17 protein-coding genes are annotated in these 17339 nt (G+C 73.0%); 7 read left to right on the top strand and 10 right to left on the bottom strand.

The window, feature by feature from the left end; genetic code table 11:
• Positions 1-2: 2 nt before the first annotated feature.
• The 5 genes from OG357_RS19735 to pdhA all read right to left on the bottom strand — a co-directional run bounded on the left by OG357_RS19735 (position 3) and on the right by pdhA (position 5931).
• Positions 3-1397 (bottom strand): molybdopterin molybdotransferase MoeA, encoded by a 1395-nt coding sequence (locus OG357_RS19735; protein WP_329622392.1) that lies wholly within the window; start codon positions 1395-1397, stop codon positions 3-5.
• Complete coding sequence (locus tag OG357_RS19730) at positions 1394-2251, bottom strand: NTP transferase domain-containing protein (protein WP_329622391.1); 858 nt, start codon at positions 2249-2251, stop codon at positions 1394-1396. The genes OG357_RS19735 and OG357_RS19730 overlap by 4 nt, the downstream gene beginning before the upstream one ends.
• Before the next feature lie 82 nt (positions 2252-2333).
• Entirely contained in the window at positions 2334-3716 is a 1383-nt protein-coding gene (locus OG357_RS19725; protein WP_329622390.1) for a dihydrolipoamide acetyltransferase family protein, read from the bottom strand.
• Positions 3716-4771, bottom strand: coding sequence for an alpha-ketoacid dehydrogenase subunit beta (locus OG357_RS19720; RefSeq protein ID WP_443066703.1), 1056 nt, complete (start codon positions 4769-4771; stop codon positions 3716-3718). The genes OG357_RS19725 and OG357_RS19720 overlap by 1 nt, the downstream gene beginning before the upstream one ends.
• Positions 4771-5931, bottom strand: a complete 1161-nt coding sequence (gene pdhA / locus OG357_RS19715) for a pyruvate dehydrogenase (acetyl-transferring) E1 component subunit alpha (RefSeq protein ID WP_329625631.1) — start codon at positions 5929-5931, stop codon at positions 4771-4773. The genes OG357_RS19720 and pdhA overlap by 1 nt, the downstream gene beginning before the upstream one ends.
• Positions 5932-6108: 177 nt before the next feature.
• Between pdhA and OG357_RS19710 the strand changes: the two genes are divergently transcribed.
• Positions 6109-6759: an Lrp/AsnC family transcriptional regulator gene (locus OG357_RS19710; RefSeq protein WP_443066702.1), complete on the top strand. Its 651-nt coding sequence runs from the start codon at positions 6109-6111 to the stop codon at positions 6757-6759.
• Between the two features lie 57 nt (positions 6760-6816).
• Here the strand turns inward: OG357_RS19710 and OG357_RS19705 are convergent, their stop codons facing one another.
• Complete coding sequence (locus tag OG357_RS19705) at positions 6817-7410, bottom strand: TetR/AcrR family transcriptional regulator (protein ID WP_055642496.1); 594 nt, start codon at positions 7408-7410, stop codon at positions 6817-6819.
• Positions 7407-8978, bottom strand: a complete 1572-nt coding sequence (locus OG357_RS19700) for a 3-hydroxyacyl-CoA dehydrogenase (RefSeq protein WP_329622389.1) — start codon at positions 8976-8978, stop codon at positions 7407-7409. Before OG357_RS19700 ends, OG357_RS19705 begins: the two co-directional genes overlap by 4 nt.
• Before the next feature lie 124 nt (positions 8979-9102).
• Between OG357_RS19700 and paaN the strand changes: the two genes are divergently transcribed.
• Positions 9103-10800 carry a phenylacetic acid degradation protein PaaN gene (gene paaN / locus OG357_RS19695; RefSeq protein ID WP_329622388.1) on the top strand — a complete coding sequence of 566 codons (1698 nt, stop codon included), beginning with the start codon at positions 9103-9105 and terminating at the stop codon, positions 10798-10800.
• An 18-nt stretch (positions 10801-10818) separates the two neighbouring features.
• Here the strand turns inward: paaN and OG357_RS19690 are convergent, their stop codons facing one another.
• The 3 genes from OG357_RS19690 to OG357_RS19680 are packed head-to-tail and all read right to left on the bottom strand — an operon-like array spanning position 10819 to position 13582.
• Positions 10819-11502, bottom strand: a complete 684-nt coding sequence (locus tag OG357_RS19690) for a TrmH family RNA methyltransferase (protein WP_329625629.1) — start codon at positions 11500-11502, stop codon at positions 10819-10821.
• Between the two features lie 47 nt (positions 11503-11549).
• A complete protein-coding gene (locus OG357_RS19685) occupies positions 11550-12779 on the bottom strand; it encodes an HTTM domain-containing protein (RefSeq protein WP_329622387.1) in 1230 nt (409 codons plus the stop codon).
• Positions 12776-13582 (bottom strand): DUF5819 family protein, encoded by an 807-nt coding sequence (locus tag OG357_RS19680; RefSeq protein WP_329622386.1) that lies wholly within the window; start codon positions 13580-13582, stop codon positions 12776-12778. The genes OG357_RS19685 and OG357_RS19680 overlap by 4 nt, the downstream gene beginning before the upstream one ends.
• 112 nt (positions 13583-13694) lie before the next feature.
• Here OG357_RS19680 and paaA point away from each other — a divergent pair, with 112 nt between their 5' ends.
• From paaA to OG357_RS19655, 5 genes are read left to right on the top strand one after another with little or no spacing between them, the layout of a single operon-like run.
• A complete protein-coding gene (paaA, locus tag OG357_RS19675) occupies positions 13695-14711 on the top strand; it encodes a 1,2-phenylacetyl-CoA epoxidase subunit PaaA (RefSeq protein ID WP_317597124.1) in 1017 nt (338 codons plus the stop codon).
• Positions 14708-14995 carry a 1,2-phenylacetyl-CoA epoxidase subunit PaaB gene (gene paaB, locus OG357_RS19670; RefSeq protein ID WP_309057055.1) on the top strand — a complete coding sequence of 96 codons (288 nt, stop codon included), beginning with the start codon at positions 14708-14710 and terminating at the stop codon, positions 14993-14995. The genes paaA and paaB overlap by 4 nt, the downstream gene beginning before the upstream one ends.
• Positions 14992-15729, top strand: coding sequence for a 1,2-phenylacetyl-CoA epoxidase subunit PaaC (paaC, locus tag OG357_RS19665; protein WP_329622385.1), 738 nt, complete (start codon positions 14992-14994; stop codon positions 15727-15729). The genes paaB and paaC overlap by 4 nt, the downstream gene beginning before the upstream one ends.
• On the top strand, positions 15723-16220 hold the full coding sequence (paaD, locus tag OG357_RS19660; protein ID WP_329622384.1) for a 1,2-phenylacetyl-CoA epoxidase subunit PaaD: 498 nt from the start codon (positions 15723-15725) through the stop codon (positions 16218-16220). The genes paaC and paaD overlap by 7 nt, the downstream gene beginning before the upstream one ends.
• Entirely contained in the window at positions 16221-17309 is a 1089-nt protein-coding gene (locus OG357_RS19655; RefSeq protein ID WP_329622383.1) for a 2Fe-2S iron-sulfur cluster-binding protein, read from the top strand.
• The last annotated feature ends 30 nt before the right edge of the window (positions 17310-17339 follow it).

The following is a 17339-nucleotide window of genomic DNA, read 5'->3' as shown; positions in this document are numbered from 1 at the left end:
TTTCACGTGAAACACACTCCTTCGGCCGGGGCGTCCCCCGCCGGTGTCGGCCAGGGAAGGCCGAGGATCTCCAGTTGTTGCCCCGATCGGGCACCACCGGGCGGGACGACCGCCAGGCCGTCGGCCGCGGCGATGCCACGGAGCATGGCCGGTCCGTTGTAGTGCAGCGGGACGGCCCGGTCGGCGCGGCGGACGACCGGGACGAGCCGGGTGTCGTGGGGGTGCCCCTGGACCTCGTCCTCGACGGCGGCCACGCCGGGTGCGCCGTGCGGCGCCCGGGAGTACCCGGCGAGGGCGGCGAGCAGCGGCTCGGCGAGGGTGAGGAGCCCGGAGACCGCCGCGAGCGGGTTGCCGGGGAGCCCGACGAGATGGCGGGGGTCCGTGCCCGCGAGCCGGGCGAGGAGCATCGGGTGGCCGGGCCGTACCTTCACCCCGTCGACGAGGAGGGTGGCGCCCGCCGCGTCGAGCACGCGATGCAGATGGTCGACGGGCCCGGCGGCGGTCCCCCCGGTGGTGATCAGCAGGTCGGCGGTGGAGCCGGTGACGGCGGTGTACAGCTCCTCGGCGTCGTCGCCGATCCGGCGCGTGGCGAGGACCTCGGCGCCGAGCGCCTCCAGCCAGGGTCCGAGCATCGGGCCGAGGGCGTCACGGATGAGCCCCTCGTGGGGGAGTCCCGTCGTGAGCAGCTCGTCGCCGAGGACCAGGATCTCCACGCGGGGGCGGGGGAGGACGGGCAAGGTGTCGTAGCCTGCGGCCGCTGCGAGACCGAGGACGGCCGGGGTGACGGCGGAGCCCGCGGGGAGCAGCCGGTCTCCGGCGCGGCACTCCTGGCCCCGGGGGCGGATGTCCTGCCGGGGCCGCACCTCGCGCAGGGCGTGCAGGGTGTGCAGGAGCGGGCCGGGCTTCACACCGCTCTGCTCGGTGCGGGAGTGCTCGCTCCGGATGACCGCGGTCGTCCCGGCCGGGACGCGGGCTCCGGTGGCGATCCGTACGGCCTCGCCGTCGGCCAGTACGGCCGCGGGGGCGTGGCCCGCGAGGACGGCGCCTTCTTCACGCACCGTCCAGGGGCCCGGCCCGGCGACCGCCCAGCCGTCCATGGCGGAGGTGTCGAAGGAGGGCAGGTCGGTGAGGGCCAGGAGCGGCCCCGCGAGGACCCGGCCGAGCGCCACGCCGAGAGGAACAGCCAGCGGCTCCCGCACACCGTGCCCGGCCTGACTGGCCTGACCGGCGTGCCCGGCTTTCCTCGCCTGACCGATCTGTCCGGCGCGGGCCGCGGCGCCGGCTTCGGCGGCAGCTGTCCGCGCCGCGGGCCAGGCGGTGGCGCGGTGCGGCTCCTCGGCCGCCTGTGGGCGGGGAGCGGTGTCGGGGGCCACGAGGGCGGACTCCTTGAGGGTCATCCGGCCTCGTCCTGTTCGGCGGCCCAGCGCTTGGCGAGCTCCGCCGCCTTGCGGGCCGCCTCGGCGACCGCCTCGGGGCCGCCCCCGGCAGCACCCGCGCTCGCCGCCGCGTAGCCGACCAGGAAGGTGGTCAGGGGCGCGGCGGGGCGGGCCACTCCGTGGGCGGCGTCACGGGCCAGGTCGAGCAGCACGCCGGTGTCGACGTCCAGCTCGATGCCCAGTTCGTCCTTGACTGCGGTGATCCATTCGTCCAGCACGGTCCCATGCTCCCTGACGCGGGCCCGGGCTGTGGCGATGTCCTCCCAGGTGTCGCAGTCGAAGGAGGCGAGCGGCCCTGCGGCGACCCGGGTGAGGCGAAGCCCGTCCGTGAGGTACCGCAGCGGCATGTGGGCCAGTCCGCGGTGGTCGTGCGTGAGCCGGGTCAGTTCGCGGACGAGCGGCCCGGTCCGGTACGCGGCGACGAGCGGCTGGTCCCGGCCGTCTTCGTCGGTGAGGACGGCGGCTTCCGCGTCGGGTGCCCCGGCGAGCTCTTCCAGGAGGCGCCGGACGGTGTCCTGGCCGAGGAAGGGCAGGTCGGCGGAGAAGACGAGGAGGACGTCGGCGTCCGTCTCGCGCACGCCGGCGGCGACGGCGGGCACCGGGCCGCCGCCGGGCGGCTCCTCCCTGGTCCAGCGGACGGGGCGGGCGGTCGGGCGGGGGTCCCCGACGACCACGGTCCGGCCGGCGTCGGGGCAGGCCGCGAGCACCCTGTCGAGGAGTGTCCGGCCCCCTACCCGTACCCCGGGCTTGTCGGAGCCGCCGAGGCGCCTGGCGGCGCCCCCGGCGAGCACGACGGCGTCGTATGCGGTGGTCACCCCAGCAGTATGGGCCGCCGGGCACCGCGGACGTCCGGCCCGTCCCCTCACAAGAGACGGGCCGGGCCGGCCGGACGGGGTGTCAGACCGTACGGAGCAGGACCGCGGGCTGTTCGACGCAGTCCGCCACGTACCGCAGGAAGCCGCCCGCCGTGCCGCCGTCGCAGACGCGGTGGTCGAAGGTGAGCGAGAGCTGCACCACCTGACGGACGGCCAGTTCGCCCTGGTGGACCCAGGGCTTGGGGATGATCCGGCCGACACCGAGCATCGCGGCCTCGGGGTGGTTGATGATCGGCGTGGAGCCGTCGACCCCGAACACCCCGTAGTTGTTCAGGGTGAACGTGCCGCCCGTCAGATCGGCCGGCGTGAGCGTGCCCTGCCGGGCGGACTCCGTGAGCCGGGCGAACTCCGCCGTGAGCGACTCGGCCGTCCGCGTCCCCGCGTCCCTGACCACCGGGACGACCAGACCGCGCGGGGTCTGGGCGGCGAAGCCGAGGTGCACGGCCGGCAGCCGGACGATCTCCCGGGCGGCCGTGTCCACCGTGGAGTTGAGCTCGGGGAACCGGGCCAGGGCGTGGGCGCAGATCCGGGCGAGGAGCGCGAGCAGCGAGATCTTCGGCCCGCCCGCCGAGTTCATCGCGCGCCGGGCCGCCATCAGCTCGGTCGCGTCGGCGTCGACCCAGCAGGTCGCGTCCGGAATCTCCGTACGGCTGCGCGAGAGCTTGTCCGCCACCACGCCGCGGAGCCCGCGCAGCGGAATCCGCTCGCCGACCGCCGCGACAGGAGTCACTGCGGGGCTCGCGGCGGGCGTCGGGGCGGCGACCGGCCGGTCCAGGGCCGCGAGCGCCAGCTCCACGTCCGCCCGCAGGATCAGACCCTCGGGCCCCGATCCGCGTACCTCCCGCAGGTCGAGTCCCCGGTCCCGGGCCAGCTTCCGTACGAGCGGCGAGATGACCGGCACCGGGCCCGCGGGCTCGGCGGACGCCGGAACCGCTGCCACGACGGCCGCGGGTGCGGGTGCGGAGACGGCGGCCGGAGCCTGGGCGGCCGTCGGGCTCGCGTGCTGCACCCGTCGGCGCCGGGCGGCGGGCCCCGCCGTGCCGTAGCCCACGAGCACGTTGCCCGAGTGCTCCGAGGAGACGGCGGACTCGGCGGCGGACCCACCCGCCGTGAGGGCCGCTTCCGGAGCAGCCTCCGCGAGCTCCTCCGGCGCACCCGTACCGCCCACCGCGACCGTCAGGAGCGGCGCGCCGACGGGCAGTTCGGTGCCCTCCTCGCCGTACCGGGCGGTGACGACGCCGCCGTACGGGCAGGGCACCTCGACCATGGCCTTGGCCGTCTCGACCTCGACGACCGGCTGGTCGATGGCGACGACGTCGCCGACGGCGACGAGCCAGCGGACGATCTCGGCCTCGGTGAGACCCTCGCCGAGGTCGGGCAGCTTGAATTCGAGCACCTGGGCCATCAGCTCTGCGCCTCCCACTGAAGCCGTGCCACCGCGTCCAGGACACGGTCCACGCCGGGCAGATGGTGCCGCTCCAGCATCGGCGGCGGGTACGGGATGTCGAAGCCCGCGACCCGCAGCACCGGCGCCTCCAGGTGGTGGAAGCAGCGCTCCATGACGCGCGCGGCGATCTCCGCGCCGGGGCCGGCGAAACCGGTCGACTCGTGGACCACGACCGCCCGGCCCGTGCGCCGTACCGAGGCGCAGACGGTCTCGTCGTCGAACGGCACGAGCGAGCGCAGGTCGACGACCTCCAGGTCCCAGCCCTCGGCCTGGGCGGCCTCCGCCGCCTCCAGGCAGACCGGAACCGACGGGCCGTAGGTGATCAGGGTGGCGCCGGTGCCCCGCCGCCGTACGACCGCCTTGCCGATCGGCTCGACGGGCGCGGGCGCCTCGGGCGACCAGTCGGACTTCGACCAGTAGAGCCGCTTGGGCTCGAGGAAGACCACCGGGTCGTCGGAGGCGATGGCCGCGCGCAGCAGCCCGTAGGCGTCCTCGACGGTCGCCGGGGTGACGACGTGCAGGCCGGGGGTGGCCATGTAGTAGGCCTCGGAGGAGTCACTGTGGTGCTCGACCCCGCCGATCCCGCCGCCGTACGGGACACGGATGACGATCGGCATCGGCATGGCGCCGCGCGTGCGGTTCCGCATCTTCGCCACGTGCGAGATCAGCTGCTCGAACGCCGGGTAGGCGAAGGCGTCGAACTGCATCTCGACGACCGGCCGCAGGCCGTACATGGCCATGCCGACGGCCGCGCCGAGGATGCCCGCCTCGGCCAGCGGGGTGTCGGTGCAGCGGTCCTCGCCGAACTCCTTGGCGAGCCCGTCGGTGACCCGGAAGACACCGCCGAGCGTGCCGACGTCCTCGCCCATCACATGGACGGTCGGGTCCTCGGCCATCGCGTCGCGCATGGCGCGCTGGAGCGCCTGCGCCATCGTCGCGGGCTTGGGCTTCCCGGCGGCACCGGCGGCCTTGGCCGCCTTGGCCGCCGTGGGGCCGGTCGTCGCGGTCGTCATCACGCCTCACCCTCGGCTTCGAGCTCGGCGCGCAGCTGCGCCGCCTGTTCGCGCAGCTGCGTCGTCTGCTCGGCGTACACGTGGGAGAAGAGCTCCATCGGGTCGAGCACCGGGTCGGCGTTCATCCGTTCGCGCAGCTCCGCCGCCATCGTCTCGGCGGCCTCGGCCGCCGCGCGCCTGCCGTCCTCGTCGAGCAGGCCACGCTCGGTCAGTTCCCGTTCGAGGATCAGGATCGGGTCGTGTGCCCGCCAGGTCTCGACCTCGCCGGCGGCGCGGTAGCGGGTGGCGTCGTCGGCGTTGGTGTGGGCGTCGATCCGGTAGGTGATCGCCTCGACGAGGGTGGGGCCGCCGCCGCGCCGCGCGCGTGCCACGGCCTCGGTCAGCACCTGGTGCACGGCCACCGCGTCGTTGCCGTCGACCAGCCGGCCCGGCATCCCGTATCCGACGGCCTTGTGGGCCAGGGAGGGGGCGGCGGTCTGCTTGGCCAGCGGCACGGAGATCGCGAAGCCGTTGTTCTGCACGAAGAAGACCACGGGGGCCTGCCAGACGGCCGCGAAGTTCAGCGCCTCGTGGAAGTCGCCCTCGCTGGTGCCGCCGTCGCCGACCATGGCGAGGGCGACCACGTCGTCCCCCTTGAGGCGGGCGGCGTGGGCGAGGCCCACCGCGTGCGGGAGCTGGGTGGCCAGCGGGGTGCAGAGCGGCGCGATGCGGTGCTCGCGCGGGTCGTACCCGGTGTGCCAGTCGCCGCGCAGCAGCGTCAGCGCCTGCACGGGGTCGAGGCCGCGGGCGACCGCCGCGAGGGTGTCGCGGTACGAGGGGAAGAGCCAGTCCCGCTCCTCCAGGGCCAGGGCGGCGGCGACCTCGCACGCCTCCTGGCCGGTGGTGGACGGGTACACGGCGAGCCGGCCCTGCTTGGTGAGAGCGGTGGCCTGCGTGTTGTACCGACGGCCGCGGATCAGCTCCGCGTACAGCCGGAGCAGCAGCGCGGGGTCGGCATCGGCCACGGCGTCCGTGCCGAGCACGCGCAGCGGCTCGGCGTCGGGCAGCAGCGGGCCAGGGTCGGTACGCGGCTGCCACGCCGGCGGCGGGGTGGGCCGGTAGGCGGGAACGGCACCGGGCGGCTCTTGGACTGTCGAACTGCGCTGTTGCAACGAGTCCACCTCCTCGTGGGAGCGGGCATAAGACCCGAAGGCGGGTGGCGCGAGTGTGGCGCGCCTCACCTACCGATTGTTCGGTCGTGGAGGCATTTTGGCTACAGGCACCTCCAGCCTGTGGACAAACGGTTCTCCACAGCCTGGGATAGGAGCAGGTCGTCCACCGGAGAGAGGCGGGGGGACATGGCGGAAGAACAAATGGCCGTCGACCGGAGCGGGGCTCCGGCCGGCACCACGGGCGGAGCACCCGGCAGCACACCGGGCGAGGCACTGGGCGGGGCATTGAACGAGGCACTCGGCAGGCCCCACGGCGGGACCGAGGGCGAGGTGCCCGAAGAGGCCCTCAGCGCACCGATCGGCACGCCGACGGGCGCCCCTCCGCCACGCCCACTGGACGCGATCGACCGCGACATCCTGAGGTTGCTGCAAACGGACGGCCGCGCCTCGGTACGCTCCGTGGCCGAGCGGGTGCACGTGTCCCGGGCCAACGCCTACGCACGGATCAACCGGCTCATCGACGACGGCGTGATCCGCGGCTTCAGCGCCCGCGTCAACCACGAACGGGCGGGACACGGCGCCTCCGCCTACATCACGCTCAAGATCGTCCAGAACTCCTGGCGGACGGTCCGCGAGCAGCTCAGGGCGCTCCCGGGCGCCACGCACATCGCGCTGGTCAGCGGTGATTTCGATGTGCTGCTGCTCGTGCACACCCCGGACAACCGGACACTGCGCGAGCTGGTACTCACCCGGCTCCAGTCGATCCCCGAAGTGCTGTCGACCCGCACCCTGCTGGTCTTCGAGGAGACGGACCTCAACACCGACCACCGCCTCTGACCGCCCGAAAAGCAGGACGGCCCCCGTAGGGGCCGTCCACAAGCCGTCCACGCTCGCTCAGCGGGCCGTCCGCAGCCCGTCGAACGCCAGATGCGCGACGGTCTCGGCGAGCTGCTCCCGCTCGCCCACCGCGTCGGGATGCGGCCGGTACCACTCCACCAGCGAGTTGATCATGCCGAAGAGCAGCCGGGTCGCCAGCCGTATGTCCACGTCCGCCCGCAGGTCGCCCTCCGCCGCCGCGGCCTTCAGCAGCTCGGCCACCCGGTGGTCGAACTCGCGCCGCCGCTCCATCGCCCACCGCTCGGTCGCGGTGTTGCCCCGCACCCGCAGCAGCAGCGTCACGTACGGCAGCTCCGCGATCAGCACCTCCACGGTCCGGCGCGTGACGTACTCGACCCGCTCGACGGCCCGGCCGCGTACCGCTCCCGGCTCGTCGAGCACCGCGAAGAGCCCGTCGAGCGCCCGGCTGACCGCGCGCCGCAGCAGCTCCTCCTTGCCGGACACGTGGTGGTAGATCGACGACTTGGAGATCCCCGCCGCCTTGGACAGGTGCTCCATGGAGGTGCCGTCGTAGCCGCGCTCGTTGAAGACCCGTACGGCGACCGAGAGCAGCGTCTCCGGGGTGTACGTGTCGCGCTTCGCCGTCGTCATCGGCCTTCCTTTCCTATCCGGGCCGCATCGGCGCTTCCCTTGCGGGCGGAGGCCAGGCACGGCGCGTACCGCCCCGTCGGGTAGCGCTTGTTCATCTCCGACAGCAGGTCGCACACACGCATGTGCCCCACCTTCTCGGCCCACTCCAAGGGGCCGGCGGGGTAGTTGACCCCGAGCCTCATCGCCGTGTCCACGTCCTCGGCGGTGGCGACGCCCCGGTCGACCGCGTCGGCCGCCAGATCGGCCAGCATCGCGACCGTACGGGCGACGATCATGCCGGGCACGTCACCGATCACGGACACCTGCTTGCCGAGCGCCTGGAAGAGGCCCACGGCCTCCGCGAGGACCTCGGGCGAGGTCCGCTCCCCGGTGGAGAGCACGATCCGGGTCGCTCGCGCGTAGTCGAGCGCGAGATCGAAGTAGATGATCTCGTCGCTGAAGTACTCGAAGGCGGTCTCGCCGTCCGCGAGGACGAGCTGGCCGCCGCCGGGCAGCACGATGAACCCGTCACCGCCCTTGCGCCGTACCTTGATCCCCGCCTCCTCGAAGAGGCCCGCCAGCGGCTCGGCGGGCCCCAGGTCGCCACGGACGACGATCCGCGCGGGCGCCTCGGCCGGCGGCGCGTTGTGCGGCTCGGGCCGCTCGGCGCCCTCCTCGTACGAGAACCAGCCCTGCCCCGACTTGCGGCCGAGCCTCCCCGACTCCACGAGCCGCCGCTGCGCGAGCGACGGCGTGAACTTCGGGTCCTGGTAGAAGGACTCCCAGACCGAGCGGGTGACGGCCTCGTTCACGTCCTGCCCGATGAGGTCCGTGAGCTCGAAGGGCCCCATGCGGAAGCCGCCGCACTCGCGCAGGGCGGCGTCGATGGTGGCGGGGTCGGCCGCGCCCTCCTCGTAGACCCGCAGCGCCTCCGCGTAGAAGGGGCGCGCGACCCGGTTCACGATGAAGCCGGGGGTGTCCGCGCAGCGCACCGGCGTCTTGCCCCAGCCCTTCATCGTCTCGTACGCGCGCGTGGCGACGTCCGCGTCGGTGGCGAAGCCGCTGACGACCTCGACGAGCGGGAGCAGCGGCGCCGGGTTGAAGAAGTGGAGTCCGACGAACCGGCCGGGCAGGCGCAGCCCGCCCGCGATCGCGGTGACGGAGAGGGAGGAGGTGTTCGTGGCGAGGACGGTGTCGTCGCCGACGACCTTCTCCAGGTCGGCGAAGAGCTGCTGTTTGACGGCGAGGTTCTCGACGATCGCCTCGACGACGAGCGCCGCGTCCGCGAGCTCGGCGAGGTCCTCCGCCGCGTGCAGCCGGCCGGCGGCCGCCTCGCGCGCGGCGGCGTCCAGGCGGCCCTTCTCCACGAGCCGGTCCAGGCGGGCGGCGAGGGCGGCCACGGCCTCCCCGGCCCGGCCGGGGGCGCTGTCGTAGAGCCGTACGGGATGGCCGGCGACCAGCGCGACCTGGGCGATCCCCTGGCCCATGGTGCCGGTGCCGACGACGGCGACGGTGCGGTCCTGTGCGAGGGCGGTCGGCTCACTGGCGGTCACGTCGTCGCTCCCCCTGACGGTCACGTTGGCGCTCATAGGAGTGATCCTCCCCGATGGGTTTTCCACAGGATCGGCGGACCCCCTTGTCCCGACCGATCGTTCGGTTACTCTAACTCCGTACGCGTCTCCCTGCCCAGCTCGACGAGGAGTTGGTCCATCCATGGCCACCGCTCTGCCGACCACCGACCGTCTGGCCGAGAAGCACCGGTCCACGCTCGATCAGGCACTCGCCACGATCCGCACCCGCGCCTACTGGTCGCCGTACCCCGAGCACCCGAAGGCCTACGGGGAGGACGGCTCGCTCGACGCGGCGGCCGGCCTCGCCGCCCACAAGGCCCTGCTGAACACCCGCTTCGAGCTCGACCAGCCCGGCACGGACGGCTGGACCGGCGGCGAGGTCTCGCCGTACGGCCCGGAGCTCGGCATCGAGTACCCGCACGCCGACATCGACGTCCTGCTGCCCGCGATGCGCGCGGGCACGGCCGCCTGGCGCGACGCCGGGGCGGAGACCCGCGCGCTCGTCTGCCTGGAGATCCTGTCCCGGATCTCGGCCCGCACCCACGAGTTCGCCCACGCCGTCATGCACACCAGCGGACAGGCGTTCATGATGGCGTTCCAGGCCGGCGGCCCGCACGCCCAGGACCGCGGCCTGGAGGCCGTGGCGTACGCGTACGAGGAGCAGACCCGCACCCCCGCCGGGCGGTCCGGCTGGTCCAAGCCCCAGGGCAAGCGCGACCCGCTGGAGCTGTCCAAGGAGTTCACCCCGGTCGGCCGCGGCATCGCCCTGGTGATCGGCTGCAACACCTTCCCCACGTGGAACGGCTACCCGGGCCTGTTCGCCTCGCTGGCGACCGGCAACCCGGTCCTGGTCAAGCCCCACCCGCGCGCCGTCCTGCCGCTCGCGCTCACTGTCAGCGTCGCCCGCGAGGTGCTCGCCGAGTCCGGCTTCGACCCGAACCTCGTCGCGCTCGCGGTCGAGCGCCCGGGCGAGGGCATCGCCAAGACCCTGGCCGTGCGGCCCGAGGTCCGGATCATCGACTACACCGGCTCGACCGCCTTCGGCGACTGGCTGGAGGCCAACGCCCGCCAGGCGCAGGTCTACACGGAGAAGGCCGGGGTCAACACGGTCGTGGTCGACTCGACCGACGACTACAAGGGCATGCTGGCCAACCTGGCGTTCTCGCTGTCGCTGTACAGCGGCCAGATGTGCACGACCCCGCAGAACCTGCTGATCCCCCGCGACGGCATCACCACCGATCAGGGCCCCAAGGCGTACGACGAGGTCGTCGCCGACCTCGCGGCGGCGGTCGGCGGCCTGCTCGGCGACGACGCCCGGGCGAACGGTCTGCTCGGCGCGCTGGTCAACCCGGACGTGAAGGCGCGTCTGGAGGCGGCCGCCGGCCTCGGCGAGGTGGCGCTCGCGTCCCGTGAGGTCGTCAACCCCGACTTCCCGGACGCCGTGGTCCGTACCCCGGTCATCGTGAAGCTGGACGGCTCCAAGCCGGACGCCCAGGCCGCGTACTTCTCCGAGTGCTTCGGCCCGGTCTCCTTCGCCGTCTCGGTGGACTCCACCGCCGACGCCCTGGAGCTGCTGCGGCGCACGGTCCGCGAGAAGGGCGCGATGACGGTCGGCGCGTACACGACCTCGGCCGAAACCGAGCGTGCGGTCGAGGAGGTCTGCCTGGAGGAGTCGGCGCAGCTCTCGCTGAACCTCACGGGCGGGGTGTACGTCAACCAGACGGCGGCGTTCTCCGACTTCCACGGCTCCGGCGGCAACCCCGCGGCGAACGCGGCGCTGTGCGACGGCGCCTTCGTCTCGAACCGCTTCCGGGTGGTGGAGGTCCGCCGCCAGGCCTGACCCAGGCGCGTGGGGGCCCTACGGGGCCTCCACGCCCCCCTGCGGGCTGTCGATCTCCGCGTACCGCTGCACCCACGCGTGCATGGCGATCGCGGCGGCCGCACCGGCGTTGATCGACCGGGTCGAGCCGAACTGGGCGATCGAGCAGACCGTCTCCACGCGGGCGCGAGCCTCGTCCGTGAGCCCCGGGCCCTCCTGTCCGAAGAGCAGCACACAGCGGCGCGGCAGCACGGTCCGCTCCAGCGGCACCGCGCCCGGGAGGTTGTCGATCCCGATGATCGGCAGGCCCTCGGCCGCCGCCCACGCGGTCAGCGACTCGGTGTCCGGGTGGTGGCGGACGTGCTGGTAGCGGTCGGTGACCATGGCGCCCCGCCGGTTCCAGCGCCGTCGGCCCACGATGTGGACCTCCTTCGCGAGGAAGGCGTTGGCGGTCCGTACGACCGAGCCGATGTTGAAGTCGTGGCCCCAGTTCTCCACGGCCACGTGGAAGTCGTGACGGTGGGTGTCGAGGTCGGCGACGATCGCCTCCCGCGTCCAGTACCGGTAGTGGTCCACGACATTGCGCCGGTCGCCGCCGGCGAGCAGCTCGGGGTCGTACCGCTCGCCCTCCGGCCACGGCTCCGGGTGCGGCCCGACGCCGATCTCGGGGCCGAACCCCTCGTCGTACTGAGCCGGCTCGGCCACGTCGACCGCGTCAGCCACGTCGACTGCCTCAGCCGCCTCGGCTCGGGGATTCTCTTCGGTGGTGCTCACCCGACGAGGGTACGGGGGCCGTGCTCCTCACCCGTACGGCGCTGCTCGGGCAGCGCTCCGGCGGACCGCCGCCGTCCCAGCAGCCGGTCCCTGCCCCGCGCGGCCCGTGCGCCGAGGGCCACCAGGAAGGCCGTCGGCAGGAACACCGCGTCGGCGGAGATCATCGCGAGGGAGAAGACCGGCAGCCCGAGGAGCAGGGCGATCCCGGCGTGCTCCAGCATCATCGCGACCAGCAGGACGTTCTTCACCTTGCGGTGGAAGAGCGTGAACGGGAAGGCGACCTGCACGATCACCGTGCCGTAGGTCAGCAGCATCACCATGATCCCGCTGGAGGCGAGCAGCTCGGAGAGCGCGGGCCAGGGCGAGAAGTAGTCCAGGTGGAGCGGGTAGTAGAGGGCGGTGCCGTCCTGCCAGCGCGAGCCCTGGATCTTGTACCAGCCGGCCGTGGCGTAGATCAGACAGACCTCGGCCATGATCACGACGAGGGCGGCGTTGTGCGTGAGGTTGGCGAGGACGTCGAGCAGGGTGCGCGGCTCCCCGGGCGCGAGCCGGCAGACCAGCCACCACAGCCCGTGCCCGAGCCACAGCACCCACAGCAGCACCGGCAGCCACCACTCTCCGGTGACGTCGCTGAACCAGGTGGTGGCGAGCAGGAAGCCGCCGAGCACGATCCACAGCAGCGGGCCGACGACGTCCTCACGAGCCCCTCGGACGGCCCTGCGGGCGGCCCTCCTGGCGTCGAGGGACCACACCTGGCCGCAGCGGGTCAGGACGAGGTAGATCGCGGCGAGGTGGAGGACGTTGTCGCCGCCGTCGCCGAGGAAGACGGACCGGTTCTGCAGCGAGAGGACCCCGACCATGAAGACCACCGACACGGCCCGGGTGTGCCAGCCGACGAGGAGCAGGGCGGCGGAGAGCACCGCGAGCCCGTAGACGAGCTCGAACCAGACCCGTCCGTCCGACCACATCAGCACGGTGAAGGCCCGGTTGTCGGCGATCAGCCGGCTCGCCAGCTCCCAGGACCACGGGCCGTCGGGCCCGTACATCTCGTGCCGGTGCGGCAGCTCGCGCAGCAGGAAGACCAGCCAGGTCAGCGAGAAGCCGATCCGCACGATCGCGGTCTGGTGCGGGCCGAGCGCGCGGCCGGTGACGGCCTGGACGGCGCGGGCGATCCGCCGGTCGAAGGGCTCACGCGTCCGCGCGCGCGTGCTGGTGGGACCGCTCATCGACCCGCCTCCCCACGGCTCGGGCCGACGGCGTCCGTACGGCTCCGGGACGCGCCGTCCGGCCGGTCGGCGTCGGTCACCTTCCACCAGGGGAAGTCGCGGTAGGAGGGGGTGACCTCGTTCTTCTCGGTGCTCCACCGGGGCGCGGGTACGGGCCGGGTGACCGCGCGCAGCTGGACCCGTCGCACGTCGGCCCCGTCGAGGGAGGCGAGGCCGTCGAGCCGGAGCATCGCGATCCGGCGCATGTACTCCTCCGAGAGGTGACCGCGCGTCCCGTTGGGGCTGCCGTCGTCGGCGTGCGAGTTCAGGTAGAAGTCCACGGCCCTGCGGAGCTCGTTCTGCTGTGTGTGGCTGGGCAGCGGGTTGTGGCGGATCGCCGCGGCGTCCTGGGCGGTGAGGTCGATCCAGCCGGTGGTGCGGCGGCCGTCACCGGTGGTGACGACCTCGGCGCGGACCTCGACGGAGACGTTCTGCTGGAGCGGGTTGGGCGCGAAGAGCTTCCAGTTCTGTTCGAACTCGGGGTAGATCCAGTCGTCGACGGCCTGGCCGTGCCGCTTGGTGAGCGTGTTGGACGGTGCGACGTGCAGGAACACCATCGCCAGGTGGACGCAGACGAAGACGCCGGCCACGGCGAGCGCCACGGCGGCGACGACCTGGTAGGGCAGCGACAGGGCCATGATCCCGCTGCCGGCCGGCGTCGCCGCGGACGGGCCGTTCGTCACCGCGTCAGCGTCCGTTTCGACGTCCGCGTCGATGTCCCTTTCGACGTCCGCGTCGATGTCCCTTTCGACGTCCGCGTCCATCCCGCCCCGATCCCGATCGGCCCACCTCGGTTATCCACAGGGTTGACACCATACGGGCCCCCGACTCACCATTGAAGTCATTGAACCGAACGATCGGTCGGTAGGGGGTCCGATGACCGCAGTGACGGCAGGGACGACAGGAACCACGGGCGCGCCCGGCGTGTCGGACGCGGCCGTAGCGGCGACACAGGCCGCCTACGAAGCCGTTTTCGACGCCGCAGTGGCCGCCGACGAGCGGATCGAGCCGCGCGACTGGATGCCCGAGGCCTACCGCGCCTCGCTCGTCCGGCAGATCGCGCAGCACGCCCACTCAGAGATCATCGGCATGCAGCCCGAGGCGAACTGGATCACCCGCGCGCCCTCGCTGCGCCGCAAGGCGATCCTCATGGCCAAGGTCCAGGACGAGGCCGGCCACGGCCTGTACCTGTACAGCGCCGCGGAGACCCTCGGCACCAGCCGCGACGAGCTGCTCGACAAGCTCCACTCCGGCCGCCAGAAGTACTCCTCGATCTTCAACTACCCGACGCTGACCTGGGCCGACGTCGGCGCGATCGGCTGGCTCGTGGACGGGGCCGCAATCACCAACCAGGTCCCCCTGTGCCGCTGCTCCTACGGCCCGTACGCCCGCGCGATGGTCCGGGTCTGCAAGGAGGAGTCGTTCCACCAGCGCCAGGGGTACGAGGCCCTTCTCGCCCTGTCGAACGGCACCGAGGCCCAGCACGCCATGGCGCAGGACGCGGTGGACCGCTGGTGGTGGCCCTCGCTGATGATGTTCGGCCCGCCGGACGACGAGTCGACCCACACCGCCCAGGCGATGGCCTGGAAGATCAAGCGCCACACCAACGACGAACTGCGCCAGCGCTTCGTCGACATCGCCGTCCCGCAGGCCGAGGCACTCGGCCTCACCCTCCCCGACCCCGACCTCCGGTGGAACGAGGAGCGCGGGCACTACGACTTCGGCCCCATCGACTGGACCGAGTTCTGGGACGTCCTCAAGGGGAACGGCCCCTGCAACGACCAGCGGCTGAGCAAGCGGCGCCAGGCCCACGAGGACGGCGCCTGGGTCAGAGAAGCGGCCGCGGTCTACGCGGAGAAGCACACCGGAAAGCACGGGGAGGCACAGGGATGACCACCGACGGTTGGCCGCTGTGGGAGGTGTTCGTGCGCTCCCGCCGCGGACTGTCCCACACCCACGCGGGCAGTCTCCACGCGCCCGACGCGGAGATGGCCCTGCGCAACGCCCGCGACCTGTACACCCGCAGGAGCGAAGGCGTCTCGATCTGGGTCGTGCCCTCCGCGACGATCACCGCCTCCTCGCCCGACGAGAAGGACCCCTTCTTCGAACCGGCCGCGGACAAGCCCTACCGCCACCCGACGTTCTACGAGATCCCGGAGGGGGTGAAGCACCTGTGAGCACCCCCGACACCCGCGAGACCGCCGCGATCACCACCGCCGCCCTCGCCCTCGGCGACGACGCCCTCGTCCTCTCCCACCGCCTGGGGGAGTGGGCCGGCGCCGCCCCCGTCCTGGAAGAAGAGGTCGCCCTCGCGAACATCGCGCTCGACCTCCTCGGCCAGGCCCGCGTCCTGCTCTCCCTCGCCGGCGACGAGGACGAACTGGCCTACCTCCGCGAGGAGCGCTCCTTCCGGAACGCCCAGCTGGTCGAACAGCCGAACGGCGACTTCGCCCACACCATCGCCCGGCAGCTGTACTTCTCCACCTACCAGCGCCTCCTGTACGGACAGCTGGCGGCCGGCGACGGCCCCTTCGCCGGCCTGGCGGCCAAGGCCGTCAAGGAGGTCGCCTACCACCAGGACCACGCCGAGCACTGGACCCTGCGCCTCGGCGACGGCACCCCCGAGAGCCACGACCGGATGCAGCGGGCCTGCGACGCCCTCTGGCGGTACACCGGCGAGCTGTTCCAGCCCGTCGACGGCCTCGACCTGGACCGCACGGCCATGGAGAGCGCCTGGCTGGACTCCGTCACGGCCGTCCTCGACAAGGCCACGCTCACCGTGCCCGCCGGCCCCCGCACCGGAGCCTGGGCCGCGGGCGCCGGCCGCCAGGGCCTCCACACCGAGTCCTTCGGACGGATGCTCGCCGAGATGCAGCACCTGCACCGCAGCCACCCGGGGGCGACATGGTGACCATGACGGCCCTGGAGGAGGAGCTCAGCCGGATCGCCGGCGCCGTTCTCGACCCCGAGATGCCCGTCCTCACCCTGGAGGAACTCGGCGTCATGCGGGGCGTCCACGTCACCGGCCCGGGCAGCGTCGAGGTCTCCCTCACCCCGACGTACACGGGCTGTCCCGCGATAGAGGCGATGTCCTCCGACATCGAGCGCGCCCTCCACGAGCACGGCGTGCCCGACGTCTCCGTCGTCACGGTCCTCGCGCCCGCCTGGTCCACCGACGACATCAGCGAGGAAGGGCGGCGCAAGCTCGCCGAGTTCGGCATCGCCCCGCCCCGCCCCCAGGGCCCGGCCGGTGGCCCCGTGCTCCTCACCCTGGCGATCCGCTGCCCGAACTGCGGCTCCACCGACACCGAACTCCTCAGCCGCTTCTCCTCCACCGCGTGCAAGGCCCTCCGCCGCTGCATCGCGTGCCGCGAACCGTTCGACCACTTCAAGGAGCTGTAGATGCTGCCCTCAGCCGCCGGACGGGCCGGGTTCCATCCGCTCAGGGTGAGCGACGTCGAGCGGCTCACGGACGACTCCGTGGCCGTCACCTTCGCGGTACCGCCTGAGCTCCACGAGACGTACCGGCACCTCCCCGGCCAGCACCTCGCCCTGCGCCGCGCGGGCGAACAGGGCGAGGAGATCCGGCGTACGTACTCGATCTGCGCCCCCGCCGCCCCCGCGGGCGAGCCCCCCGTCCTGCGCGTGGGCATCCGGCTCGTCGACGGCGGCGCGTTCTCGACGTACGCGCTCAAGGAGCTGACCGTCGGCGACCTCGTCGAGGTCATGGAACCCATGGGCCGCTTCGCGCTCACCCCGCGCCCCGGCCACTTCGCCGCCGTCGTCGGCGGCAGCGGCATCACCCCGGTCCTGTCCATGGCGGCCACGCTGCTCGCCCGGGAGCCCGAGGCCAGGTTCTGCCTGATCCGGAGCGACCGCACCGCCGCCTCCACGATGTTCCTCGACGAGGTGGCCGACCTCAAGGACCGCTACCCGGACCGCTTCCAGCTGGTCACCGTGCTCTCCCGCGAGGAACAGCAGGCGGGACTGCCCTCCGGCCGCCTCGACCGCGAGCGGCTGGACACCCTGCTGCCCGCGCTCCTGCCGGTCGGCGAGATCGACGGCTGGTTCCTCTGCGGCCCCTTCGGGCTCGTCCAGGGCGCCGAGCAGGCGCTGCGCGGCCTCGGAGTGGACCGGGGCAGGATCCACCAGGAGATCTTCCACGTCGACGACGGCTCGGCGCCCGCGCCGGTCGCCGCGGCCGACACCCCCGCGCACGCGACCCTGACCGCGACCCTGCACGGCCGCTCCGGCACCTGGCCGGTCGACCGGGGCGAGTCCCTCCTCGACACCGTGCTGCGCTCCCGCGCGGACGCCCCGTACGCCTGCAAGGGCGGCGTGTGCGGCACCTGCCGCGCCTTCCTCGTCGGCGGAGAGGTGCGGATGGACCGCAACTTCGCGCTGGAACCCGAGGAGACCGAGGCCGGATACGTCCTGGCCTGCCAGTCCCATCCCGTCACCCCGGACGTGGAGTTGGACTTCGACCGCTGACGAGTCCCGGCGCCGCCATTCCCTTCCGCT

The organism is Streptomyces sp. NBC_01255, from assembly GCF_036226445.1.
Taxonomy (GTDB): Bacteria; Actinomycetota; Actinomycetes; order Streptomycetales; family Streptomycetaceae; genus Streptomyces.
Note: the sequence above shows the minus strand (reverse complement) of the source record. Positions and strands in the feature narration are given on the sequence as shown.

Coding starts and splice junctions, on each gene's coding strand:
- OG357_RS19720 (WP_443066703.1), bottom strand. CDS start 4,771: ATGACGACCGCGACGACCGGCCCCACGGCGGCCAAGGCGGCCAAGGCC.
- OG357_RS19705 (WP_055642496.1), bottom strand. CDS start 7,410: ATGACGACGGCGAAGCGCGACACGTACACCCCGGAGACGCTGCTCTCG.
- OG357_RS19680 (WP_329622386.1), bottom strand. CDS start 13,582: ATGGACGCGGACGTCGAAAGGGACATCGACGCGGACGTCGAAAGGGAC.
- OG357_RS19685 (WP_329622387.1), bottom strand. CDS start 12,779: ATGAGCGGTCCCACCAGCACGCGCGCGCGGACGCGTGAGCCCTTCGAC.
- paaN (WP_329622388.1), top strand. CDS start 9,103: ATGGCCACCGCTCTGCCGACCACCGACCGTCTGGCCGAGAAGCACCGG.
- OG357_RS19710 (WP_443066702.1), top strand. CDS start 6,109: ATGGCGGAAGAACAAATGGCCGTCGACCGGAGCGGGGCTCCGGCCGGC.
- OG357_RS19735 (WP_329622392.1), bottom strand. CDS start 1,397: ATGACCCTCAAGGAGTCCGCCCTCGTGGCCCCCGACACCGCTCCCCGC.
- OG357_RS19725 (WP_329622390.1), bottom strand. CDS start 3,716: ATGGCCCAGGTGCTCGAATTCAAGCTGCCCGACCTCGGCGAGGGTCTC.
- OG357_RS19655 (WP_329622383.1), top strand. CDS start 16,221: ATGCTGCCCTCAGCCGCCGGACGGGCCGGGTTCCATCCGCTCAGGGTG.
- paaB (WP_309057055.1), top strand. CDS start 14,708: ATGACCACCGACGGTTGGCCGCTGTGGGAGGTGTTCGTGCGCTCCCGC.
- paaA (WP_317597124.1), top strand. CDS start 13,695: ATGACCGCAGTGACGGCAGGGACGACAGGAACCACGGGCGCGCCCGGC.
- paaD (WP_329622384.1), top strand. CDS start 15,723: ATGGTGACCATGACGGCCCTGGAGGAGGAGCTCAGCCGGATCGCCGGC.
- OG357_RS19700 (WP_329622389.1), bottom strand. CDS start 8,978: ATGAGCGCCAACGTGACCGTCAGGGGGAGCGACGACGTGACCGCCAGT.